The sequence below is a fragment of the Streptomyces sp. NPDC027663 genome (assembly GCF_055566415.1).
The window spans coordinates 124,532-146,859 of sequence record NZ_JBVHSK010000018.1 but is presented as its reverse complement, the minus strand read 5'-3'; the positions used below and the strand labels follow the sequence as shown (position 1 = coordinate 146,859).

The 22,328-nt window shown below is 70.2% G+C and carries 20 protein-coding genes, 1 pseudogene and 1 riboswitch; of the genes and pseudogenes, 11 read left to right on the top strand and 10 right to left on the bottom strand.

What is annotated here, in order from left to right:
• Positions 1-41: 41 nt before the first annotated feature.
• The 4 genes and pseudogenes from ftsR to ACZ4SF_RS33345 form a co-directional block, all read left to right on the top strand.
• Entirely contained in the window at positions 42-779 is a 738-nt protein-coding gene (ftsR, locus tag ACZ4SF_RS33360; protein ID WP_468392020.1) for a transcriptional regulator FtsR, read from the top strand.
• An 85-nt stretch (positions 780-864) separates the two neighbouring features.
• On the top strand, positions 865-1,338 hold the full coding sequence (locus ACZ4SF_RS33355) for a bifunctional nuclease family protein (RefSeq protein ID WP_026253112.1): 474 nt from the start codon (positions 865-867) through the stop codon (positions 1,336-1,338).
• A gap of 261 nt (positions 1,339-1,599) precedes the next feature.
• Positions 1,600-2,283: a MerR family transcriptional regulator gene (locus ACZ4SF_RS33350; protein ID WP_468392018.1), complete on the top strand. Its 684-nt coding sequence runs from the start codon at positions 1,600-1,602 to the stop codon at positions 2,281-2,283.
• A 68-nt stretch (positions 2,284-2,351) separates the two neighbouring features.
• Positions 2,352-3,677: pseudogene (locus ACZ4SF_RS33345) on the top strand (DNA polymerase IV); the annotation flags it as partial.
• Positions 3,678-4,124: 447 nt separating this feature from the next.
• Here the strand turns inward: ACZ4SF_RS33345 and ACZ4SF_RS33340 are convergent.
• Complete coding sequence (locus ACZ4SF_RS33340; RefSeq protein WP_468392016.1) at positions 4,125-4,496, bottom strand: PRC-barrel domain-containing protein; 372 nt, start codon at positions 4,494-4,496, stop codon at positions 4,125-4,127.
• A gap of 119 nt (positions 4,497-4,615) precedes the next feature.
• Positions 4,616-4,710, top strand: a riboswitch (glycine riboswitch).
• 174 nt (positions 4,711-4,884) lie between these two features.
• Here ACZ4SF_RS33340 and gcvP point away from each other — a divergent pair.
• Complete coding sequence (gcvP, locus tag ACZ4SF_RS33335; RefSeq protein WP_468392014.1) at positions 4,885-7,770, top strand: aminomethyl-transferring glycine dehydrogenase; 2,886 nt, start codon at positions 4,885-4,887, stop codon at positions 7,768-7,770.
• A gap of 77 nt (positions 7,771-7,847) precedes the next feature.
• Here the strand turns inward: gcvP and ACZ4SF_RS33330 are convergent, their stop codons facing one another.
• From ACZ4SF_RS33330 to ACZ4SF_RS33305, 6 genes are all read right to left on the bottom strand, one after another.
• On the bottom strand, positions 7,848-8,267 hold the full coding sequence (locus ACZ4SF_RS33330) for a TOBE domain-containing protein (protein ID WP_468392012.1): 420 nt from the start codon (positions 8,265-8,267) through the stop codon (positions 7,848-7,850).
• Positions 8,268-8,431: 164 nt separating this feature from the next.
• Positions 8,432-8,827, bottom strand: coding sequence for a TOBE domain-containing protein (locus ACZ4SF_RS33325; protein WP_468392010.1), 396 nt, complete (start codon positions 8,825-8,827; stop codon positions 8,432-8,434).
• Positions 8,828-8,891: 64 nt separating this feature from the next.
• On the bottom strand, positions 8,892-10,850 hold the full coding sequence (locus ACZ4SF_RS33320; protein WP_468392008.1) for an APC family permease: 1,959 nt from the start codon (positions 10,848-10,850) through the stop codon (positions 8,892-8,894).
• A gap of 401 nt (positions 10,851-11,251) precedes the next feature.
• On the bottom strand, positions 11,252-11,782 hold the full coding sequence (locus ACZ4SF_RS33315) for a universal stress protein (RefSeq protein ID WP_468392006.1): 531 nt from the start codon (positions 11,780-11,782) through the stop codon (positions 11,252-11,254).
• Positions 11,783-12,531: 749 nt separating this feature from the next.
• Positions 12,532-12,738, bottom strand: a complete 207-nt coding sequence (locus tag ACZ4SF_RS33310) for a DUF5999 family protein (protein ID WP_468392004.1) — start codon at positions 12,736-12,738, stop codon at positions 12,532-12,534.
• A gap of 326 nt (positions 12,739-13,064) precedes the next feature.
• A complete protein-coding gene (locus ACZ4SF_RS33305; protein ID WP_468392002.1) occupies positions 13,065-13,649 on the bottom strand; it encodes a hypothetical protein in 585 nt (194 codons plus the stop codon).
• 572 nt (positions 13,650-14,221) lie between these two features.
• Between ACZ4SF_RS33305 and ACZ4SF_RS33300 the strand changes: the two genes are divergently transcribed.
• Complete coding sequence (locus tag ACZ4SF_RS33300; protein ID WP_468392000.1) at positions 14,222-15,739, top strand: glutamate-cysteine ligase family protein; 1,518 nt, start codon at positions 14,222-14,224, stop codon at positions 15,737-15,739.
• A gap of 215 nt (positions 15,740-15,954) precedes the next feature.
• The gene (locus tag ACZ4SF_RS33295) at positions 15,955-16,734 is read left to right on the top strand and encodes a CPBP family intramembrane glutamic endopeptidase (RefSeq protein WP_468391998.1); all 780 of its coding nucleotides are present in this window, start codon (positions 15,955-15,957) and stop codon (positions 16,732-16,734) included.
• 224 nt (positions 16,735-16,958) lie between these two features.
• Here ACZ4SF_RS33295 and ACZ4SF_RS33290 read toward each other — a convergent pair whose 3' ends face one another.
• Positions 16,959-17,771: a PhzF family phenazine biosynthesis protein gene (locus ACZ4SF_RS33290; protein ID WP_468391996.1), complete on the bottom strand. Its 813-nt coding sequence runs from the start codon at positions 17,769-17,771 to the stop codon at positions 16,959-16,961.
• 44 nt (positions 17,772-17,815) lie between these two features.
• Positions 17,816-18,250 carry a hypothetical protein gene (locus ACZ4SF_RS33285; RefSeq protein ID WP_468391994.1) on the bottom strand — a complete coding sequence of 145 codons (435 nt, stop codon included), beginning with the start codon at positions 18,248-18,250 and terminating at the stop codon, positions 17,816-17,818.
• A gap of 91 nt (positions 18,251-18,341) precedes the next feature.
• On the opposite strand from ACZ4SF_RS33285, the gene ACZ4SF_RS33280 reads away from it, so the two are divergent.
• The 4 genes from ACZ4SF_RS33280 to ACZ4SF_RS33265 all read left to right on the top strand — a co-directional run bounded on the left by ACZ4SF_RS33280 (position 18,342) and on the right by ACZ4SF_RS33265 (position 20,535).
• On the top strand, positions 18,342-18,707 hold the full coding sequence (locus ACZ4SF_RS33280) for a MerR family transcriptional regulator (protein WP_468391992.1): 366 nt from the start codon (positions 18,342-18,344) through the stop codon (positions 18,705-18,707).
• Between the two features lie 90 nt (positions 18,708-18,797).
• Positions 18,798-19,601, top strand: a complete 804-nt coding sequence (locus tag ACZ4SF_RS33275) for a TnsA-like heteromeric transposase endonuclease subunit (RefSeq protein ID WP_468391990.1) — start codon at positions 18,798-18,800, stop codon at positions 19,599-19,601.
• Positions 19,598-20,017: a hypothetical protein gene (locus ACZ4SF_RS33270; protein ID WP_468391988.1), complete on the top strand. Its 420-nt coding sequence runs from the start codon at positions 19,598-19,600 to the stop codon at positions 20,015-20,017. The genes ACZ4SF_RS33275 and ACZ4SF_RS33270 overlap by 4 nt, the downstream gene beginning before the upstream one ends.
• Positions 20,014-20,535 carry a helix-turn-helix domain-containing protein gene (locus tag ACZ4SF_RS33265; RefSeq protein ID WP_468391986.1) on the top strand — a complete coding sequence of 174 codons (522 nt, stop codon included), beginning with the start codon at positions 20,014-20,016 and terminating at the stop codon, positions 20,533-20,535. Before ACZ4SF_RS33270 ends, ACZ4SF_RS33265 begins: the two co-directional genes overlap by 4 nt.
• Positions 20,536-21,405: 870 nt before the next feature.
• Here ACZ4SF_RS33265 and ACZ4SF_RS33260 read toward each other — a convergent pair.
• Positions 21,406-21,900 carry a GNAT family N-acetyltransferase gene (locus ACZ4SF_RS33260; protein WP_468391984.1) on the bottom strand — a complete coding sequence of 165 codons (495 nt, stop codon included), beginning with the start codon at positions 21,898-21,900 and terminating at the stop codon, positions 21,406-21,408.
• Positions 21,901-22,328: the final 428 nt, after the last annotated feature.

The window sequence follows — 22,328 nt, the reverse complement described above, 5'->3', positions numbered from 1 at the left end:
CGCCCCCGGACTGCGTCCGGGGGCACCCCCAGGGAAGGTCCATGCTTCAAACACCGAGCGGCGGTGCCGGAAGCGGTACCGCCGCCAGGGACAGTGGGCTGATGAGCATCGGCACGGTGCTGAACGTGCTGCGCGACGAGTTCCCCGAAGTCACCATCTCCAAGATCCGCTTCCTGGAGTCGGAGGGGCTCATCGAGCCGCAGCGGACCCCGTCGGGGTACCGGAAGTTCAGTGCCCGGGACGTCGAGCGCCTCGGCCACGTCCTGCGGATGCAGCGGGACCACTACCTGCCGCTCAAGGTGATCCGCGAGCACCTGGACGCCATGGAGCGGGGTGAGGCCGTCGCGCTGCCCCTGGTCGGGCGCCAGCGCAGCCCGGACGACGTGCCGGCGCCCGTGGAGGGGCCCACGGTGGCCAGAATCGGCAGGGCCGAGCTGCTGGCCGCCGCGGACATCGGCGAGGGTGAGCTGAAAGAGTGGGAGTCCTACGGGCTCGTCGCTCCCCTGGAGGACGGGGCGTACGACGCCGAGGCGGTCACCGTGGCCGCGCTCGTCGCCGAGCTGGGCCGGTTCGGGATCGAGCCGCGCCACCTTCGGGTGATGAAGGCCGCCGCCGACCGTGAGGCAGGGCTGGTCGACCAGGTGGTGGCCCCGCTCAAGCGCCACCGCAACCCGCAGACCAGGGCCTTGGCCGAGGCCCGTACGAAGGAACTGGCGGCGCTCACGGTGAAGCTGCACGCCGCTCTGGTGAAGACCGCTCTGGGCGTGCGGCTGCCCTGACCCGGAAGGTCCCGGAGCGGCCGGATCGGGCACCTGTTCCCGGCCCGACTACCCAAACGTCCCGACCACGGCCTAGGGTTGCTGTGTGAACGAGCTCGATGTCGTAGGTGTCCGGGTCGAAATGCCCTCCAACCAACCGATCGTGCTCCTGCGCGAAGTGGGGGGCGACCGTTACCTCCCCATCTGGATCGGGCCGGGGGAGGCTACGGCGATCGCCTTCGCCCAGCAGGGCATGGCCCCCGCGCGACCGCTGACCCACGACCTGTTCAAGGACGTGCTGGAGGCCGTCGGCCAGGAGCTGACCGAAGTGCGCATCACCGATCTGCGGGAAGGCGTCTTCTACGCGGAGCTGGTGTTCGCCAGCGGGGTCGAGGTCAGTGCCCGGCCCTCCGATGCCATAGCGCTGGCTTTGCGCACCGGAACGCCGATCTACGGCAGTGACACGGTGCTGGACGACGCGGGCATCGCCATTCCGGACGAGCAGGAGGACGAGGTGGAGAAGTTCCGCGAGTTCCTCGACCAGATCTCGCCCGAGGACTTCGGAACCAGCAGCCAGTGAGACGCCGGGCCGGCGCCGCCGCACCCGGCGTTCCGCCGGGACGCGGGCGGCTTCGCGCGGTCCGTTCCCCGGCAATTGCCTCCGGCCAGTGAGAGCGTCCTACGGCCCCCCGCCAGCGCATTCGGCTAGCCTTTCCCCGCGGTGGGACACGGGAAACCACTCCTAGGGTGATTATCACTCGGCGTGCCGAGTGTGGCGATCGTTGACGCACCCCTGGTGACTGCCTACCGTCGAGAAGGCAGGTCAAGGACGGAGGTCGGCGTGAGAACCAGCGGCGACGGTACGGCTGGGGGTGCCCCCGGACGCAGTTTGGGGGAGAGCGGTCCGTACCCGCCCCCGAGTTCTCGGCTGCGCTCGAGCGGGGGAGTCTCCCATCCCGGCGGCGCGGTCGATCGCGCCCCGCAGTTGCCGACAGCGGTGCCGAACGGCGGAGGGGTGGCGTCCATGACGTCCGAGGAGATCGGCTACCGCGGGCCCACCGCCTGCGCGGCTGCCGGCATCACCTACCGGCAGCTCGACTACTGGGCCCGCACCGGCCTCGTGGAGCCCAGTGTGCGGCCCGCCTACGGGTCCGGCACACAGCGTCTGTACAGCTTCCGGGACGTCGTCGTCCTGAAGATCGTGAAGCGCTTCCTGGACACCGGGGTGTCGCTGCAGAACATCCGCACGGCCGTCCAGCACCTCAGGGAACGCGGTTTCCGCGACCTGGAGCGGATGACGCTGATGAGCGACGGTGCCACGGTGTACGAGTGCACCTCGCCGGACGAGGTCCACGCCCTGCTCCAGGGCGGACAGGGCATCTTCGGGATCGCTGTCGGCGTGGTGTGGCGGGACGTGGAAAGCGCCCTCTCCCAGCTGCACGGCGAGCGCATCGACACCGGCGAGACCCTCGTCGGGCACAACCCCGCTGACGAGCTGGCGCGGCGCCGCAACCGGGCGGTCTGACCTCCGGAACCGCTGCGGCGCCCCGCGGCGCCACTGCATTGTCAGTGCCGTGGTGCAGCATCGGAGATGTGAGAAACGCGCCCACGATCCTGCATCTCGACATGGATGCCTTCTTCGCCTCGGTGGAGCAGGCATCCAAGCCGAGCCTGCGCGGCAAGGCGGTCGTCGTGGGCGGGCTCGGACCACGCGGGGTGGTGGCCACCGCGTCGTACGAGGCACGGGTGTTCGGGGTCCACTCGGCGATGCCCATGGCGCAGGCCCGCCGGCTCGCACCCAACGCCGCCTATCTGGTGCCGCGCTTCACCCTGTACCGGGAGATCAGCGAGCAGGTGATGGCGCTGCTGCGGGAGCTGTCACCGCTGGTGGAGCCGCTGAGCCTGGACGAGGCGTTCGTGGACCTGGAGGCCGGGGGGACGGCCTGGGACGAGGAGTCGGCGCGGCAGGCCGGGGTGCGGCTGCGCGCCGACATCCGGGCGGTCACCGGGCTCACCGGGTCGGTGGGGCTCGCCGCCTCCAAGATGCTCGCGAAGATCGCGTCGGAGCAGGCCAAGCCGGATGGCCTGGTGGTGATAGAACCGGGGACCGAGCGGGCGCTGCTGGGGCCGATGTCGGTGCGGACCCTGCCGGGGGTGGGGCCGGCCACCGGGGACCACCTGCGCAGGGCAGGGATCACCACGGTCGAGGAGCTGGCCGAGGCGGGCGAGGACGAACTGGTCCGGCTGCTGGGCAAGGCACACGGGCACGCCCTGTACGCGATGGCTCTGGCGCGGGACGAGCGGCCCGTGGTGGCCGAGCGGGAGGCCAAGTCCGTGTCGGTGGAGGACACGTACGACGTGGACATCCACGACCGGCTGCGGGTCGGTCTGGAGGTACAGCGGCTGGCCGACCGGTGCGTGCGGCGGCTGCGTGGGGCCGGGCTGTCCGGGCGCACCATAGTGCTGAAGGTGCGGCGGTACGACTTCTCGACGCTGACCCGCTCCGAGACGCTCCGGGGGCCCACGGACGATCCGGCGGTCATCCGGGAGGCGGCCGCGCGGTTGCTGGAAGCCGTGGACACCACCGGTGGGGTGCGGCTGCTCGGGGTGGGGGTGTCCGGGCTCGCCGACTACACGCAGGAGGACCTGTTCGCGCAGGCGGCCGGGGAGCGGGCCGCGGATCCGGCCGACGAGGCCGCGCCCGAGGCTCCGGTGGAGCGGCCGGAGCCGGCCGAGCGGCAGTGGCGGGCCGGGCAGGACGTGCGGCACGCCGAGTGGGGCGCTGGGTGGGTGCAGGGGAGCGGGCTGGGGCGGGTCACCGTGCGGTTCGAGACGCCGCAGTCCGAGCCGGGGCGTGTGCGGACGTTCTTCGTCGGCGATCCTGCGCTGGAGTCGGCTGAGCCGTTGCCGTTGGTTGCGGCTGCCGACCTCGCCCACCCACCCACCCGTCTCGGCCCGTCGAACAGTGACCGCCACGGGGCTCCGCCCCGGACCCCGGATGCCTCGGGCGGCCCCCGGGCGGCGGACGTCGACCACCGTCCGCCCGAGGACCGGACCGGGGACCCGGACCAGGAGACGGCCGAGGAGCAGGCCGCCCGCGTAAGGCGGACGGGTGCCGGGGCTGAGGTACCGGAGGAGGACCGAGAGACTGCCGAGGCTGAGGTCACAGACGGGGCCACGGGTCTGTGGAGGCGCCGGTCGCCTGCATAGGCCAGGGAACCGCGGAGGCGCCGGTGGCAGACGCGGGAGACGGGAGGCGGTGGGAGGGGAGGTTGTCGGTGGTGGGAGGGGAGGTTGTCGGTGGTGGGAGGGGAGGTTGTCGGTGGTGGGAGGGGAGGTTGTCGGTGGTGGCCGGGGGGGGGAGGGTCAGGATTCTTCGGAGCCGGCCAGTTTGCCGAAGTCGTGGTCAGGGACCGTGGGGGGTGAGGCCACGTCGAGGCCATAGTGGTGGTAGAGCTGGAGTTCCTGTTCGGGAGAGAGGTGGCGGCCCACGCCGAAGTCGGGGGCGTCCTTGATCAAGGCGCGGTCGAAGGGGACGTGGAGGGTGCCTTCGACGAGTTCGCTGGGTTCCAGAGGGACGAAGGCGTCCCGCGAGAACAGGCCGGTGCGTATGGCCGCCCACTCGGGCACGCCGGTCGCGTCGTCGAGATACACCTCGTCGATGGTGCCGATCTTGGTGCCATTGCGGTCGAACGCCTTGCGGCCGATCAGGTTGCGCGGATCGATGTCGGTCTGCACGGTCCCTCTCCCTCCACGTGGTCGCAACTCATCCGTAAGCACTACAAAAGAGCACATTCAAGGAGGCGGCCACTCGAGGGCCCGGGCGTTGACCTCGCTGGTAGGCTGACAGCGGCTGCTGACCCCGTGCGGGAGAGTCCTCCGATCACCTCGGAGGCGCCGAAGGAGCAAATCCTCCCCGGAATCTCTCAGGCTCACGTACCGCACGGACGAGGTCACTCTGGAAAGCAGAGCGGATGTCGACGGCTTCCGCTCTCACCGACGGTGAAAGCCGGCGCCCGCGGGTGTCCGGTGAAGCTCTCAGGTTGAGATGACAGAGGGGGAGGCCGTCGGGGTATCCGTACCGGGGTGCCCCTCGAAGGTCGCGTCAGACCAGGAGGCCTCCGCAATGACCGCCCATCGCACCCCGCTCTCCGAGCTCGAAGCGGGCATTCCGTTCGAGCAGCGCCACATCGGGCCCGACCAGGAGGCGCGGGCGAAGATGCTCGCCCAGGTCGGTTACGGCTCGCTCGACGAGCTGACCGCCGCCGCCGTCCCGGATGTGATCAAGAACGCCGACGCCCTCGACCTGCCGGGCGCCCGCACCGAGGCCGAGGTGCTCGCCGAGCTGCGCTCGCTCGCCGACCGCAACCAGGTCCTCGGCTCCATGATCGGTCTCGGTTACCACGGCACGTTCACGCCCCCGGTCATCCTGCGCAACGTCATGGAGAACCCGGCCTGGTACACGGCCTACACGCCGTACCAGCCGGAGATCTCCCAGGGGCGGCTCGAAGCCCTGCTGAACTTCCAGACCGTGGTCGCCGACCTCGCCGGTCTGCCCACCTCCGGTGCCTCGCTCCTGGACGAGGGCACGGCCGCGGCCGAGGCGATGGCGCTGTCCCGGCGCATGGGCAAGAACAAGAAGGGCCTGTTCCTGGTCGACGCGGACGCGCTGCCGCAGACCATCGCCGTCATCGAGACGCGAGCCGAGCCGACCGGCGTGGAGGTCGTCGTCGCCGACCTCAGCGACGGCATCCCGGCCGAGGTCGCCGAGCGCGAGATCAACGGTGTGCTGATCCAATACCCGGGCGCCTCCGGTGCCGTCCGGGACATCAAGCCGGTCATCGACCAGGCGCACGAGCTGGGTGCCCTGGTGACGGTCGCCGCCGATCTGCTGGCGCTGACCCTGCTGACCTCCCCGGGGGAGCTGGGTGCCGACATCGCCGTCGGTACGACCCAGCGCTTCGGTGTACCGATGGGCTTCGGCGGTCCGCACGCCGGTTACATGGCCGTGCACGAGAAGTTCGCCCGCAGCCTGCCCGGGCGGCTCGTCGGCGTCTCCGTCGACGCCGACGGGAACAAGGCGTACCGGCTCGCGCTGCAGACCCGTGAGCAGCACATCCGCCGGGAGAAGGCGACCAGCAACATCTGCACCGCGCAGGTGCTGCTCGCCGTGATGGCCGGCATGTACGCCGTCTACCACGGTGCGGAGGGCTTGCGGACCATCGCCCGCCGCACCCACCGCTATGCCACGATCCTCGCCGAGGGCCTGCGGGCCGGTGGCGTCGAGATCGTCCACGGCGCGTTCTTCGACACGGTCACCGCGCGCGTGCCCGGCAAGGCTGCCGAGGTCGTCGCCGCAGCGCGGGAGAACGGGGTCAACCTGCGGCTCGTCGATGCCGACCACGTCTCGGCGGCCTGCGACGAGACCACCAACCGGGCCCAGCTCGAAGCCGTCTTCGCCGCCTTCGGTGTCGAGGGTGACATCGAGGCGCTGGACGCGTCCGCCGCGGACACGCTGCCCGAGGCGCTGCTCCGCTCCGACGAGTACATGACCCACCCGGTCTTCCAGCAGCACCGTTCCGAGACCGCGATGCTGCGCTACCTGCGCAAGCTGGCCGACCGCGACTACGCGCTCGACCGCGGCATGATCCCGCTGGGCTCCTGCACGATGAAGCTCAACGCGACCACGGAGATGGAGCCGGTCACCTGGCCCGAGTTCGGCCAGCTGCACCCGTTCGCGCCCGCCGAGCAGGCCGAGGGCTACCTCACGCTCATCCATGAGCTGGAGGAACGTCTCGCCGAGGCCACCGGCTACGACAAGGTCTCCCTGCAGCCGAACGCCGGTTCGCAGGGCGAGCTGGCCGGTCTGCTGGCCGTCCGCGGCTACCACCGGGCCAACGGTGACGAGCAGCGCACCGTCTGCCTGATCCCGTCCTCCGCGCACGGCACCAACGCGGCCAGCGCCGTGATGGCCGGCATGAAGGTCGTCGTCGTGAAGACCGCCGAGGACGGCGAGATCGACGTCGAGGACCTGCGCGCGAAGATCGAGCAGTACCGCGACGAGCTGGCCGTGCTGATGATCACCTACCCGTCGACGCACGGTGTGTTCGAGGAGCACGTCGCCGACATCTGCGCCCAGGTGCACGACGCCGGCGGCCAGGTGTACGTCGACGGCGCCAACCTGAACGCCCTGGTCGGCCTGGCCAAGCCGGGCCACTTCGGCGGTGACGTCTCCCACCTGAACCTGCACAAGACGTTCTGCATCCCGCACGGCGGTGGCGGTCCGGGCGTCGGGCCGGTGGCCGTACGGTCGCACCTGGCGCCGTACCTGCCGAACCACCCGCTGCAGCCGGAGGCCGGCCCGGAGACGGGCGTCGGCCCGATCTCGGCGGCCCCCTGGGGCTCCGCGGGCATCCTGCCGATCTCGTGGGCGTACGTCCGCCTCATGGGCGGCGAAGGCCTGAAGCGCGCCACGCAGGTGGCCGTGCTGTCGGCGAACTACGTCGCCAAGCGCCTGGAGCCGCACTACCCGGTGCTCTACACCGGCCCCGGCGGCCTGGTCGCGCACGAGTGCATCATCGACCTGCGCCCGCTGACCAAGGCGACCGGCGTGAGCGTGGACGATGTGGCCAAGCGCCTGATCGACTACGGCTTCCACGCGCCGACCATGTCCTTCCCGGTGGCCGGCACGCTGATGATCGAACCGACCGAGTCCGAGGACATCACCGAGCTGGACCGGTTCTGCGACGCGATGATCGCCATCCGCGCGGAGATCGAGAAGGTCGGCGCGGGTGAGTGGCCCGCGGAGGACAACCCGCTGCGCAACGCCCCGCACACCGCCGCCGCGCTCGGTGATGAGTGGAAGCACGCCTACAGCCGCGAGGAGGCCGTCTTCCCGGCCGGTGTCTCGGCCGCCGACAAGTACTGGCCGCCGGTGCGCCGCATCGACCAGGCCTTCGGCGACCGCAACCTGGTGTGTTCCTGCCCGCCGCTGGACGCGTACGAGGACTGAGCGAAGCAGGGCTGAGGGCCCCGTCCGTGCCACGGACGGGGCCCTCAGCCGTTCCCGAAGCGCTGCGTTCCTGCTTCCTACACCGTCGCCAGGGACACCTCGGTCGCCTTGATCAGGGCGATGACGTCGGAGCCCACGAACAGGCCGAGGTCACCGGCCGCGTCCTTGGTGATCACGGCGGTGAGTTCGCCGCCTTCCATGGTGACCTTCACCGAGGCCATGGCCTCGCCGGTGGTGAGGTGGGTGATGGTGCCGGGGAGCTGGTTGCGGATCGACAGGCCCTCGACACGGCTGGTCGCGAGGGAGACCTCGGTCGACTTCACCAGCGCGCGGACGGTGGTGCCGGGAGCGAGGGCGAGCTGCTCGACGGCCTCCCGGGTGACGGCGGCCGTGAGCTCCCGGCCGCCGTCCAGCCGGACCTTGACAGTGGCCATGACTTCGCCGGGATGCACTTCGGTGATGGTGCCGGGGAGCTGGTTGCGGATGCTCAGGGTCATGGGCCCTCACCGTAGTGCGAGGAAAGGGTGAGGCCGGTACGCGCGGGTCCGGGTCGCTCCGGCTTTCGCCCGGAGCGGTGCATCCGGGTCTCTCCGGCTTTCGCCCGGAGTGGTGCAAGTGTTCCGGCGGCGCAGTTCGGCCGGGGGGACGGCGTCCCGTCGGGTCAGGGGCGGTCGATGTGCACGTTGGTGGACTTCACGCGCGCGGTGGCCTCCATGCCGACCTCCAGGCCCAGCTCCTCGACGGCTTCCCGGGTCAGCAGCGAGACCAGCCGGTGCGGGCCGGCCTGGATCTCCACCTGGGCGGCGACGTCACCGAGCTTGATGGCGGTGACGATGCCGGGGAAGGCGTTGCGGACGGAGGTGTGCGAGGCGTCCTCCTCGCCGGCACCTCCCTTGGCCAGCTCGACCGAGAACGCGGCGAGATCCCTGCCGTCGATGAGGCGCCGCCCGGAGTCGTCGCGGTGAGTGGCCACCCGGCCGGCGTCGGCCCAACGGCGGGCGGTGTCGGGGCTGACGCCGAGCAGCCGCGCGGCCTGGCCGATCGTGTAGGACTGCATGCCGGTCACGATAGGGCCATGCTCCGGGAACCGCGGACGCGGGGGCCGCGCAGCGGGCGCGTCTTCACCCGGTGTGCACCCGCGGTCGGCGCGCCGGGTCGGGTTCGGCCTCGCGGAGCACCTCGCGGGTGACCGGGGCGACCTCGCCCTGGCCGAAGAGGAAGAAGCGCAGGAAGTTGGCGAACGGGCTGCCCTCGGTCCACTCGAAGTAGATGTGCGGGGTGCAGCCCGTGACGTCACGGACGTGCAGGAGCAGCGCGGCGAGGGCGTTCGGGATGGAGGCGGACTCCAGGGTCAGTACCCGGTAGCGGCCGTGCATGACCTCGCCGCGTACGGTCAGGCCCGCCTCGAACTCGGACGGGTCGGTGACCGTGACCTCGACGAAGACGAAATCCTCCTGCTCCGGCATGTCGTTGTCGGCGCGGATCTGTTCGAGCTTGTCGCGGTACTCGGCCTTGTCGCGCCGGTCCGGCTCATTGGCGATGAACCGTATCTTCCGGCTGGCCATGTCCCGGATGAATCGTTCCGCCAACGGGTCGAGCGTCACACTGGTCACGCGCAGCTCGAAGGCCCGGGCCAGCCGGGACAGCAGGGAGACCATGATGATGCCCGCGATGAAGCAGGCACCGATCTTCACACCGTCCGGGCGCTCGATCACGTTCACCACGGTCGTGTAGAGGAACACCGCCGAGATGACCGCGAACGCGATGGTCCAGCCGCGCTGCCCCGCCTTGCGCGCGGCGATGGTCACCGCGATCGCGGCCGAGCTGATCAGCACCAGCACACCGGTCGCGTAGGCGCCGCCCTGCTTGTCGACATTGGCGTCGAAGATCCAGGTCACCAGGAACGCGATCAGCGTGAAGACGATGACCATCGGGCGTACCGCGCGCGCCCAGTGCGGTGCCATGCCGTACCGGGGGAGATAGCGCGGCATCAGGTTGAGCAGACCCGCCATGGCGGAGGCGCCCGCGAACCACAGGATGGCGATGGTCGCGACGTCGTACACCGTGCCGAAGATGTTGCCCAGGTACTCGTGCGCGAGGTAGGCGAGCGCACGGCCGTTGGCCTCGCCGCCCGTCTTGAACTCCTTCTCCGGGATCAGCAGCGTGGTGATGAAGCTGGTGGCGATCAGGAAGCAGCTCATGATGAGCGCGGCCGTGGTCAGGAGCTTCTTGGTGTCCCGGATCCGGCCTGCGGGCCGCTCGGCGGTGTCGCCGGGGTCGCCCTGGACGTGCGGCATGACGGCGACACCGGTCTCGAAGCCGGACAGGCCGAGGGCGAGTTTCGGGAAGACGATCAGCGCGACGCCGATCATCACGAAGACGTTCCCGTGCTCCGTGGTCAGGGCACTGCTCCAGTCGGTGATCACGTGCCCGGCCGTGGCGACGTGCCACAGGCCGACGATCACGACGACGAGGTTGAGCGCGAGGTAGATGCCGACCAGCGCGACCGCGACGCCGATCGCCTCCAGGAAGCCCTTGAGGAACACCGCGCCCAGCAGCGCCACGAGGAACAGCGTGATCAGCACCTGCTTGCCGTCCAGGGCTTCCGTCAGGTGCGGGTTCTCCACCAGGTGGGTGGAGGCGTCGGCGGCCGAGAGCGTGATGGTGATCAGGAAGTCGGTCGCCGCGAAGCCCAGCAGGGTGAGTACGAAGAGCTTGCCCTGCCAGAACGACAGCAGCCGTTCCAGCATCGCGATGGAACCCTCGCCGTGCGGGCTCTCGTCGGCCACCCGGCGGTAGACCGGCAGCGCGCCGGCCAGGGTCACGATGACGAGCACGATGGTCGCCACCGGGGAGAGCAGTCCGGCCGCCAGGGCCGCGATGCCCGGCTGGTATCCGAGGGTGGAGAAGTAGTCGACACCGGTCAGGCACATCACTCGCCACCAGCGCTGTCCCTGGTGCGCGGGCTCCGGCTCGGCGTGCGGTCCGGTGTGGCCACCGCCCTTGCCCATGTCGGACAGCCCCTCCAGCATCCAGGCGCGCAGGCGGCTGGTACTGGGAGGGCGCTCGGTCGTGGCCATCGGCGTGCTCCTCGTGATGCGGCTCAGCTCATTTCCGGCCATCACGCGGACGGCCGCACCAGCGTAAGCAGAGTGTGATGCAGGGGCCCATGGATCAGGCTGCCGGAGGCGTCAAGCTTGCGTTAAGAATGGCCCGGAAGGGGACAGGACGCATGAAGAAGCGGAGGCCAGGTGCGGTCGCCCCGAATGCGGGGCCGAACGGGTGACCCGGTGGGGCGCAGGGCATGTGCGCCGGCGGCGGACACCCAGCGTCATCGCGTTCGACCCGAGAGGTCGGCTCACGCCGGTCCCGATGCCCGGAACACGCCCAGGGCCGTCTCCCGGGGACGCCCAGGGCCGTCTCCCCGGGACCGTTCTCGAGGGGACGGCAGCGCTCTCCCGCCGTGGGCCCGCGGCGTCCCTCACAGCCCCCGCGTGTCGATGCGCATATGCCATGCGTTGCGGCGGTGGACGGAGAGCAGTTCGGACTCCAGCGGTGACGGGGGCACCGCCAGGACCGGGCACACGGCGTGGGCCAGGCAGTGCCGGGAGACCCGGCCCGAGAAGGCCCGCTGCAGTCCGCGCCGTCCCGCGCCCACGACCAGGACGTCGCTCTCCCGGTCGGCGGTCGCCACCAGCGCCCGGCCCGGTGCGCCACGGACGACGAAGGCACGCATCGGCACCCCCGGTCCCTCCGCCCCGAAGACCTCGTCCAGCACCGCGGCCAGCCGCTGCCTGGCCAGCCGTTGGCACTCCTCGACCAGCAGGCCGGGTCCGGGGGTGCGGCGTGCCGCGGGATCGCCGCCCGGCGGTTCCCAGGCCAGCACCGGCCACAGCTCGGCTCCCAGCCGGCGGGCCAGCGAGGTGGCCCGCCGCAAGGCGGTGACGCTGCCCAGGGAGCCGCTCACACCGACCACCACGCGCGCGAGCGCCGAGACGTCGTAACCGGACATGACTCCACCCGCTCCGCACGGGCACCGAGGGGGTGACTCCCGCAGGCGTGCCCGTATGCAAGGTCCTCGCTCTCTTCCATCCCACTCCTGCACCGGCGATTCGACCACCGGGACGGCGATGCCGCTGGTCGGGCGCCATGCCCGCGCCTCACTGCGCACCCGGCCGGCCGCGCTCGCGTCCCCCGCACCCGGTCCACGGCACCTTGAAGCTCCCCGCGCCCGCCTGGACGACCCGGCTCCGTCCCGCCGCGGTTCGGTCGGGAAACAGCCGTGCACCTGCACCGTCCCGCCGCGGTCGCCGGTGGGGGAGGCAGCGTGCTGCACGGCAGGGCGTACGGCATCCGTTCGGCGTCGTGATCGGTTCATGGTGCGACAAGGTGCTTGCTTCTCATGAGGGTCCGGGGCGGTTGCGCACCGCCATCCTGAGCGGATTCCGCGATGCCGTCGGGAAGTTGGAGCGCACCGGCGTCAACGGGCGAGGAAGCCCGAGGGCCTTCCGGTCGTCCCGGCCGCCGGAAGGCCCGCGCAGACGACAACGTCGGCACGTGCAGACGCAGTTGCAAGCCGCCACCTGTTGCCGGCTACGAATCGACCAGGAATGTGGGCCCGCCCTGGGCGGAAGGGAAGGTCAGCGGGCTGGTAAGCGATGGGTCGGCGCTCCGCTACCGTTCGCAATCGACCCGGGGTACGCGTCGGGGCCGGTGCGCACCGAGTGTGTGCGGCCGGCCCCTCAGGTCACTGTGCTCCGGTCAGGCGGCGGTCATCACCCTGTCCGTACCGAGCGGGCGGTGCGGAGCGATGATGCGGCCGTCGGGCAGCAGCTCACCGGTGTCCTCGAAGAGCAGGACGCCGTTGCACAGCAGGCTCCACCCCTGCTCCGGGTGGTGCGCCACGAGGCGGGCGGACTCCCGGTCGGCGGACTCGGCTGGCGGGCAGGGCGGCTGGTGCTGGCACATGGGCGGGATCTTTCGGTCTGTCGTGATCATGTCCGTCCCCCGTGGTGATTGAGTCGGTCTGAATCCAGTGTTGTCCTCCGCGGGACATTCCGCAGGGATTTCACAGCACCGCTTCTCACTGGTTCATGACGCGTCACCCGCGCGGACGGTTCAGTCCAACTGCACTGTCCCTTTGGGTGGTTTGCACTGACCGGAAAGGGCTAGTCCGGTCGGTGGGAGTCGGAAGAGATCCTTTGGCATATGCCACGCCGGGACGGTCCCGCTGTCCTCCATAAATGCCCGCGTACCCCGCTTCCCTTCCGGGCGGCGGGGTACGCGGGCATCCGTCAGGCAGGTGAGCCGAGCAGCGGGAGGGGAGTCGCCCGATGGGTCAGCACCGGGAGCAGCTCGGCGACCCGGAACGGACGGTGCGCCGGGATGCCGGGCGGCGCCGGGGCCAGCGGAACGAGCAGATCGGCGGCGGCCGGATGGCCCTCGGTGCCGTCGCCGCCGCACTCGCCGTGCAGCCACAGCGTCAGCATGTAGAGACCGGGCACGGACAGCAATCGTGCCTGGTACGACTGTTGCAGCGCCTCGGCCTGCTGCAGGGCTCGCTCGGTGGAGGCGACGTACGGGCCCTCGAAGAAGTGCGAGAAGGCCCAGCCGTCGGGCGTGAGCATGGTGTCTGCCGCGGCAACCGCCCGATCGCCGCAGCGGATCAGGAAGCGCCAGCCGGCCAGCCGCGTCGCGGTCATGCCTTGCGCGGTTATCCGGTCCAGGACGTGGACCGGCAGCGGGAGCTCTGGTGTCACGGGACCCTGCGCGGCGCGCAGGGAGGGAGTACGCGCCTCACGGACCGCGGTGGGGGAACCGAGGGCGGTGAGGACGGAGCGCAGGGCAGGCGCAGGGGCAGGGGGCACGTGCAGCGGCATGTGGGTCGCCTCTCATTTGACAGGCGCGGCGGCGCGAGAAGGGTGGGGCGGACGGCGCTGTCTGCTCACGGAAGGCCGGAGAGGTGGGGGCCCGGGTCGGGTGTGAACGAGGGTGAGGCTCGGTCTGCCGCCCGTCAACCGGGACGGCAGGAACGCGGCGGGAACCGGGACCTAGGGCGCCAACCTTCTGCCTTGTGGACGAAGTTTATACGACGCGTGTTCGGCCGATGTTTCGTCTATCCCATTCCGGGGGTCCCGGCAAGGCAGAATTCGGTCGTTGATTTGCGGGACTCATCCCGATTTCCGGGCAGGTGCCCCGCCGCTGACCTCGGTGTACGTGCCGGTAGCGGTCGGCCAAATGTCGTCGGCGTTTTTCACGAGGCTCGCGGGGCACCCGAAGATGCGAGGTGCGGCATGCCTCGTGAATGTGCCGCCGGGAACATTCCGACAGGGTAGCGGGCGGAGGGCTCGCGCGGGGACGTTATCGATCGCTTCGGCTGGGCATCATCCCACCTGACTTGGGAGCCCGGCGGCCGGATCGTCGGCCCGCCCATCCGAGGAGGGACACTTAGATGGGGGAGAAGGTCGTCGCAGGGCAGTTCGACCTGTCCGATCGCCAGCGTTACCGTGAAAAGCTCCAGAAGTGCCTCACGGGACTGGAGCGGCTGCTGCGCGAGAAGCGATTCGACCGTCCCAAGAACCTCATGGGAGTCGAGATCGAATTGAATCTCGCGGGGCCCGATGGTATGCCGAAAATGTTGAACGGGCAGGTACTGGAGCGCATCGCGAGCCGGGACTTCCAGACAGAGCTCGCCATGTTCAACCTGGAAGTCAACATCGCCCCGCACCGGCTGGGCGGCCGGGTATTCGACCGGCTCGCCGAAGAACTGCGCACCTCGCTCGCCTACGCCGACCGGAAAGCCGGCGAAGTCGACGCGGGCATCGTGATGATCGGCATCCTGCCCACGCTCGGCCGGGACGATCTGGTCTCCTCCAACCTCTCCGAGGTCGACCGCTACACCCTGCTCAACGACCAGATCGTCGCCGCCCGCGGAGAGGACTTCCGGCTCGACATCGACGGCGTGGAGCACCTGGAGTGCACCTCGAAGTCCATCGTGCCCGAGGCCGCCTGCACCTCCGTACAACTGCACCTGCAGGTCACCCCGGCCCGGTTCGCCGACGTGTGGAACGCGGCCCAGGTGGCGTGTGCCGCGCAGATCGCCGTCGGCGCGAACTCGCCGTTCCTCTTCGGTCACGAGCTGTGGCGGGAGTCCCGGCCCCCGCTGTTCCTGCAGTCCACCGACACCCGGCCGCCGGAGCTGCAGGCGCAGGGCGTGCGGCCACGCACCTGGTTCGGGGAGCGGTGGATCACCTCCGCGTACGAGCTGTTCGAGGAGAACCTGCGCTACTTCCCGGCCCTGCTGCCGATCTGTGACGCCGAGGAACCGCTCGAGGTGCTGGAGTCGGGCGGGGTGCCGCGCCTCGCCGAACTCGTCCTGCACAACGGCACGATCTACCGCTGGAACCGGCCGGTGTACGGCATCGCCGACGGCGTACCGCATCTCAGGGTGGAGAACCGGGTGCTGCCGGCCGGACCGACCATCACCGACGTGATCGCCAACGCGGCCTTCTACTACGGCCTCGTCCGGGCCCTCGCCGAGGAGTCCCGGCCGGTGTGGACCCGGCTGCCGTTCGCCGCGGCCGAGGCCAACTTCGACGCGGCGTGCCGGTACGGCATCGACGCGCGCTTCGTCTGGCCGCGGCGGGGCCGGTACGGCGGAACGGGCGAGGTCGACGCGGTCACGCTGGTGCGTGACGAGTTGCTGCCGCTCGCCTCGGCCGGGCTGGACGCGTGGGGTGTGGAGGCCGCCGACCGGGACCTCTACCTCGGGGTGATCGAGGAACGCTGCCGGCGCCGGGTCAACGGGGCGTCCTGGCAGGCGGCCACGTTCCATCGGGCACTGGAGCAGGGACTGTCCCGGGAAGCGGCGCTCGCGGCCACGACACGGCGGTACGCCGAGCTGATGCATGTGGGGGAGCCGGTGCATACGTGGCCGGTGGGGCTGCCGGAGCCGGCGCGGCTGGGCTGACACCCGGGTGACAACCGGGTGACCGAGCCCTGGGCGGGCTGAGCGGTGGGCCCAGGCTTGCGGGCCGCGGCCCTGGGCCCGTGGATGCCGGGCGTCGTGTGCTCGGTCCGTCCCGCGTGCCGTCCTTGTACGTCCTTCTGCGATCCTTGCCGGGCAAAGGCGGGCCAGGGCCCGTGAGCCGGTTGGAGGCAGGGGTACAGGTGGAGGCTGACTCGGTGGCCGATTCCGCGGCGCGGGAGCGTGACCCGCGGCGGATACTGCGGGACGAGACGCTGCTCGTGCTCGCGCTCTCGCTCGGGGCGAGCGGGGTGTCCGCCCTGATCAGTTTCATCGGCTCGGTCACCAAGCCGGGTGGTCTCAAGGACCAGGCAGCCACCCTCAACGCCTCGGCCGCGCCCGGCCGCCCCTGGCTGGACCTGGCCTGGCAGCTGTTCGGCATCGCCACCGCGCTGGTCCCCGTGGCCCTCGTCGCCCACCTGCTGCTGCGCGAGGGGACGGGCCTGCGGACGCTGGGCTTCGACCGCACCCGTCCCTGGTCCGACCTGGCCCGGGGAGCCGGCACCGCGGCCGTGATCGGCAGTACCGGCATCGCCTTCTACCTGGCCGCCCGTGGACTCGGCTTCAACCTCACCGTCGTACCCGAGGCCCTGCCGGACGTGTGGTGGAAGTACCCCGTGCTGATCCTCTCGGCGATGCAGAACGCGATCCTCGAAGAGGTGATCGTCGTCGGCTATCTGCTGCGCAGGCTGGGCCAGTTGGGCTGGACGCCGGGGACCGCACTGGTGGCCAGCGCGGTCCTGCGGGGCTCGTACCACCTCTATCAGGGCATCGGCGGCTTCATCGGCAACATGGTCATGGGCGTGGTGTTCGTCTGGCTGTACCGCCGCTGGGGCCGGGTCGGCCCCCTGGTCGTCGCCCACTCGCTGCTCGACATCGGCGCGTTCGTCGGCTACGCCCTCCTCGCAGGCAAGGTGGGCTGGCTGCCGACGGCCTGAAGAGGTCGCCTCGTGGCGAAGTGGGCCGGATGTGGGCCGCTTGAGCAGGACGCCTCGCGGCAAGGCAGGCCCGCTGCCGGCCGCTTGAGGAGGTCGCCTTGTGGCGAAGTGGGCCGGCTGTGGGCCCGCTGCCGGCCGGTTGAGCAGTTCGCTTCGCGGCACGGTGGGCCGACAGCCGGCGGTCCGAGAAACCACGTCCCTGGGCCGGCTGCCCGAGGACGCCGTCAGGCGCGCAGCTCGCCCTCGATGACCGTGACCGCGCGGCCGGTGAGCAGCGTGCGCTCGCCGCGCAGGGCGGTGCGGACCAGCCCGGTGCGGCGGGAGGCCTGGAGCCCGGTCAGATCGTCGCGGCCGAGGCGGGCGGCCCAGTGCGGGGCGAGCGCGGTGTGGGCGCTGCCGGTGACCGGATCCTCGTCGATCCCGACGTTGGGGAAGAAGCAGCGGGAGACGAAGTCGTGGCCGCGGGACGGGTCGTCGGCGCGTGCGGTGGCGATGATTCCACGAGAGGAGTAGGCGCCGAGGGCCCTGAGGTCGGGGAAGAGCCCGAGTACGGTCTTCTCGTCCGCCAGCTCCACCAGCAGGTCGCCGACGTCCGGGCCCGTGTCGAACGCGGCGACCGGCTCGGCGCCGAGCGCCTCGGCGACCCCGGCCGGGACCTCGACCGGGGTGAGCGGGGCGGTCGGAAAGTCGAGGGTGACCGAACCGTCCGCGCCGGGTGTGGCGATCAGTACGCCGCTTCGAGTGGCGAACCGCACCGGCCCCTGGTGGGCTCCGGTGGTGTGCAGGACATGGGCCGTGGCGAGCGTGGCGTGCCCGCACATCGCGACCTCTGCGACGGGCGTGAACCAGCGCAGCGCCCAGTCCGCCTCGCCGCCTTCGGGCAGCCGGTGCGCGAAGGCGGTCTCGGCGTGGTTGACTTCCATGGCGACGTTCTGGAGCCAGTCGTCGTCCGGGAAGACGTCGTCGAGGAGCAGGACCCCGGCCGGGTTTCCGGCGAAGGGGCGGTCGGTGAAGGCGTCCACGATTCGAATGCGCATGACCCGACGCTAGTGGCTTCGACGACCCGCGGCCCAAGGCCAATTCACGAGTGCCGGACTGATTCCCGGCCGGCGCCCGCCCGCGTCCGCAGCCACGGCGCGAGCTGGGCCACGCCGAACGACACCTCCACCACGAGGAACGGCCACAGCACCGCCGGCCCGTCGTGCGCCAGCGCATACGCCTGCCAGAGGGCGAACAGTACGCGCGCGATGCCGTCGAGGAGCCCGTGCAGGGGCAGCGGCCGTACGACCCGCAGCAGGGACCAGACCACCACGACCGAGCCCATCAGGTTGGCGTACAAGGTCTGCATGGGGGTGAGCGCGGGCATGGTGCCGAAGCCGGCCGCGTCGCCGCCGGCGGACAGGAGGCGGTGCACCAGCGCGTACGTCCAGGGCGTCGCGAAGCCGGCCGTGACGATCAGGTCGTACCAGCCGCTCGTGCGGACGAGGCGCAGGTACGCGGGGGCAGCAGGGTTCATCGGGACTCCTCGGCAGGGCTCGTTCGGGCGCCGCCCACGCTAGACAGCGGAGTACGCTCCAAGGTCAAGCCGACCGAGCCGCGGGGGAGTCATGCGCATCGGAGAACTGGCCGCACGTACCGGGGTTTCCAAGGACACGCTGCGCTTCTACGAGAGGACCGGCCTGATCGAGGGCGACCGGCTGCCCAACGGCTACCGGGACTTCGCGCCGGAGACGGTGACCTGGCTCGACTACATCCGCACCGCGCAGACGCTCGGTTTCACCCTGGCGGAGATCGCCCGGCACGGGAAGGAACTGCGGGACGCCCCGGACAGCGCCGCGGCCCTGTCCGCGCTGTTCGAGGACAAGATCCGGATCGTCGACGAGCGCATGGCCGAACTGGAGGCGCTCCGCTCGGACCTCACCTCCCGGGTCGGCACCGGCTGCCCCCTCCGCGCGGCCGAGCGCACCGACTGAAGATCCCCACGCCCCACGCCCCACGCCGCATCCCTCAGGCCCCACCCGCATCCCTCAGGCCCCACCCGCACGCCCCAGGCTGCATGCCGCATGCCCGGGGCCCCATGCCGCATGCACAGGGCGACGCCGCACGCCCGGGGCCCGACGCCGCATGCCCGGGGCGCCGTGCAGGTTCCCCCGTGGCGTGAACGGCCGGACGCGGAAGAGGGAGTCGGGCGCCTCCGGGAACCGTCCGGCCGGAGGTCGTGGTGCCGCTCGTCAGCAAGAGCCTGGGCCCTACGGCTGACGTGTGACAGCGAAGATGGGCCGTTTGCCACTGAAGTTGGGCCAACGCTAGATTGTGACAGCGAAGTTGGGCCGCTAGGGGATCGGTCAGACGGGGATGCGGTGGGGGCGTTAGCCCGAGCAGTCGATCAGTCTGCGCTCACAGCCTTTGAGCTGGACTTCTCTCTCGACGGGGTGCGAAAGCGCAGACACGCTCCCGACTACTTTGTCCGGCTCGCCGACGGGCGCGCCCGTGTCGACGATGTCCGTGCTGAGGACGACCTGGACGACGACACCCGGGAGTCGTTCACCGCGACCGAGCGTGCTTGCCGGGCGGTCGGCTGGGAGTTCGACTGGCTGGGGCGGCCCGATCCGGTGTTCATGGCGAACATCCGTTGGCTTGCCCGCTACCGGCGCACCCGTTGCGGCCGGCCTCAAGCGGTGGCCGACCGGTTGCTTGAGGTGTTCCGTGAGCCCAAGGGGCTGTGGGAGGGCGCCGGTTCGGTCGGGGACCGGTTGCAGGTCTTGCCGGTGCTGTTCCATCTGCTGTGGTCCGGCGCCTTGGAAACAGACCTGGTTGGCGGCTTGATGCAGACCGACAGCCTGGTCTGGACGGAGGGAAGCCGTTGAGCTCGCTGAGGCGGCCGCCGGTGTTGGCGGTCGGTCACAAGATCCGCTTCGAGGGCCAGGTCCGGGGGGTTCTCGAGGTCACCGCCCAGGCTGCGGTGGTGGAGGACGCGGAGGGTGAGCACCGGGTGGTCGCCCTGATCGACCTGTTCGAAGCGGCGGATTTCGAGGTCCTGTTCCAGCCCGAGCGGATGCCGCTGCCGACAGTCGGACTGCTGGAAGCGTTCCCGCCCGAAGTCGTGAGACAGGCTCTGTGGTGGGAGGGGCACATTCTGGAGGTCATCCACGGGCTTGCTCCGGACGCTGAGCCGGGTTTGCGTCCGCGGCAGGGCTACGGGCTGGGCTCGTCGGTGACGTCACGGCAGCGGACCAAGGCAGCCGAGCTGACGGCCGCAGGCCACGATGTCGCGGAAACATGATCGGCAACCGGCGTCGCCGCTACCAGGAACAGGGCTTGGTCGGGCTGGCTGACCACCGGCCGGTCCGCAAGCGCACAGAGTTCGGCTCGGTGCCCGAACCGGTCGTCGAAGCGATGCGGAAGGCGATCAAGGAAGGTGTTGACACTTCGACCCGCAACGGGGCCTACCTGATCTGGCGGACCGGGGAGATCCTGCGGGAATCGGACGATGAGCATGTCGAGCTGCCGACCGAGCGGACGCTCTACCGGCTGCTGGCGAAGTTGACGAAGGGCACCCACGCGACCGGTTCGGCGGTCACGCGCCGTTCGAAGGCCCACGGGGCGGCGGCCCCGTTCGGAGAGCTGACGGTGTCGGCTCCCGGCGAGGTCATGCAGATGGACTCCACCCCGATGGACGTGCTGGTCCGTCTCGACAACGGGGTGGTCGGCAAGGTCGAACTGACGGGCATGATCGACGTCGGGACCAGGACGTTGTCGGCGGCGGTTCTGCGGCCGACGACGAAGTTGGTGGACCGGTGACTTCGCATACCGGGCGCAGCCTCGTCGCACGGCTGCCGTTCCAGGTCCGGCCGAAAAGCGGTGAAGGAGCCCGCACGTTCATCACCCGGCACGCCCAAGCTAACTGTCTTCCACCCGCCTACCTGCGGAAATACCTCGCCGAGCCACCCATGCACCGCGGTCTTCCGAGCTGGGACCGGCTCGCCGCAGCCGCTGGACGCGACCCCGGCGAACTACGGCAAATCCTGGAGACCATCCGATGCGAGGAATGCGGCGCCCCGATGCGGCCGATGGGGAGCTTCGGCGTCAAGCCCCTCACCTGCTCAAGATCCGGCCGGCAGAAGCGATACCGCCGGCGCATCCCAGCCGCAGAGTGGACGAAAGTCCCCTGTCGAGTCTGCGGACGCGCGATGAGATTCCGGCTCGGACAGCGCCGCTACAGGAGCTGCTAAAACGCGCTGAACAGCAGAGATGCGGGGGCTGCGGGACCTCGATGGCCCACCGCAAACCCGTCACCGGCCGCATCTGGTGCTCGAGGCCATGCCGCCGGCGGGCAAACCGCTGGAGCCAGGAATTCTGGGACCGAGCTCAGCCAGTAATCAGTGCCGAGGGGTGCTCGGCAGAGCCGCAGCAACCCAGCACACCGGCCTGCCGTGGCTGCCACCGAAGCCACCAGCCTCTCAGGCCCAACCCCTGGTGCTCGGATCAATGCCTGGACCAAGAGATCCTCCGGCGATCTCACCAGCAGGAATACTCGGCCTGCGGCACATCCATGGCCCACCGAAAACCGATCCCCAACCGTAAATGGTGCTCGGGCACCTGCCAGCAAAGAGGATTCCGCTGGCGAGCGGAACTCCGCGACCGCACCGCTCAGACTTTGCGGGAAAGGCCTTAACTTGGGTCGAACGAGATCCAGACGTCGGGCGGCAGGTCCGGCCGATGGCTCACTGGCCTGCGCTCCTCAGTCCATGCATCACCAGCGATCTCCCTGGCAACGCGTCGCCAGAAGTGGACTGCTCCCACGTTGGCGTCTTGAAAGGCGATCTCCCAGGGGCCCTGGTGCCTGGCTATCACCTGCTGAACAGCGTTCAGGCCGATCCCCGCTCTGCGGGCTCCACGAACGACGAAGAAGCTGTTCAGCACGCGCTTCGGACCGGTCAGACCCCGAACGAAGGCAAGACCAGCTGGGCGTGCGTCAATCGTCATCAGGTAGGCCGCCCAGTCGGTGTCAGTGAGAACGACGTTGGGCCGATCGGCATAGAAGGTCCCGTCAGCATCGGGAAGGACTTCATCAAATTCCGACAAGTCGTGGCGGAACATCAGCCATAGCCGCTTCACCACGGGACGGTCGGCGGCATCTGCCAAGCGCACGGATACCTCTGGCATGGGACTCCATTCAATGAGAAACCCGGACAGTCCGGATCTGAACACAAAAAAGAGCCTTTCCGGCGGAGGTTTATCCGGCCGGAAAGGCTCAACTGATGCCGTGGAGCATAGCAGGCACGATCCTGTGACGTCGGCGGCGATGCAAGGGGAGGGGGCGACGCTGTCGCCGGTCAGTCGTTCATCGACCGCCGACACCTATATCTGCCCGTGGAGTGGACCGCCGACCGGGAGTGGTGCCGCGAGGCGGCCGTCCCCCACGAGGTCGCCTTCGCCAAGGGGCGCGACCCGTGCAGGCCGACATCGCTCCAACTTCACTGTCGCAGGTCACCTACGGCGTCCCCCGGCAAGGGCCTTGTCAGGCGATCGGTTCCGATATATCGTTGAGCCATCGCGAACGATGGCGATGCTTACGTGACTGATCGGCGATG

Bases quoted from the DNA above. Each gene is read 5' to 3' on its own strand.
- gcvP (WP_468392014.1), top strand. From the start codon at position 4,885: ATGACCGCCCATCGCACCCCGCTCTCCGAGCTCGAAGCGGGCATTCCG.
- ACZ4SF_RS33280 (WP_468391992.1), top strand. From the start codon at position 18,342: ATGCGCATCGGAGAACTGGCCGCACGTACCGGGGTTTCCAAGGACACG.
- ACZ4SF_RS33300 (WP_468392000.1), top strand. From the start codon at position 14,222: ATGGGGGAGAAGGTCGTCGCAGGGCAGTTCGACCTGTCCGATCGCCAG.
- ACZ4SF_RS33260 (WP_468391984.1), bottom strand. From the start codon at position 21,900: ATGCCAGAGGTATCCGTGCGCTTGGCAGATGCCGCCGACCGTCCCGTG.
- ftsR (WP_468392020.1), top strand. From the start codon at position 42: ATGCTTCAAACACCGAGCGGCGGTGCCGGAAGCGGTACCGCCGCCAGG.
- ACZ4SF_RS33310 (WP_468392004.1), bottom strand. From the start codon at position 12,738: ATGTGCCAGCACCAGCCGCCCTGCCCGCCAGCCGAGTCCGCCGACCGG.
- ACZ4SF_RS33290 (WP_468391996.1), bottom strand. From the start codon at position 17,771: ATGCGCATTCGAATCGTGGACGCCTTCACCGACCGCCCCTTCGCCGGA.
- ACZ4SF_RS33315 (WP_468392006.1), bottom strand. From the start codon at position 11,782: ATGTCCGGTTACGACGTCTCGGCGCTCGCGCGCGTGGTGGTCGGTGTG.
- ACZ4SF_RS33265 (WP_468391986.1), top strand. From the start codon at position 20,014: ATGATCGGCAACCGGCGTCGCCGCTACCAGGAACAGGGCTTGGTCGGG.
- ACZ4SF_RS33330 (WP_468392012.1), bottom strand. From the start codon at position 8,267: ATGACCCTGAGCATCCGCAACCAGCTCCCCGGCACCATCACCGAAGTG.
- ACZ4SF_RS33325 (WP_468392010.1), bottom strand. From the start codon at position 8,827: ATGCAGTCCTACACGATCGGCCAGGCCGCGCGGCTGCTCGGCGTCAGC.
- ACZ4SF_RS33285 (WP_468391994.1), bottom strand. From the start codon at position 18,250: ATGAACCCTGCTGCCCCCGCGTACCTGCGCCTCGTCCGCACGAGCGGC.
- ACZ4SF_RS33305 (WP_468392002.1), bottom strand. From the start codon at position 13,649: ATGCCGCTGCACGTGCCCCCTGCCCCTGCGCCTGCCCTGCGCTCCGTC.
- ACZ4SF_RS33320 (WP_468392008.1), bottom strand. From the start codon at position 10,850: ATGGCCACGACCGAGCGCCCTCCCAGTACCAGCCGCCTGCGCGCCTGG.
- ACZ4SF_RS33275 (WP_468391990.1), top strand. From the start codon at position 18,798: ATGCCCGGGGCCCCATGCCGCATGCACAGGGCGACGCCGCACGCCCGG.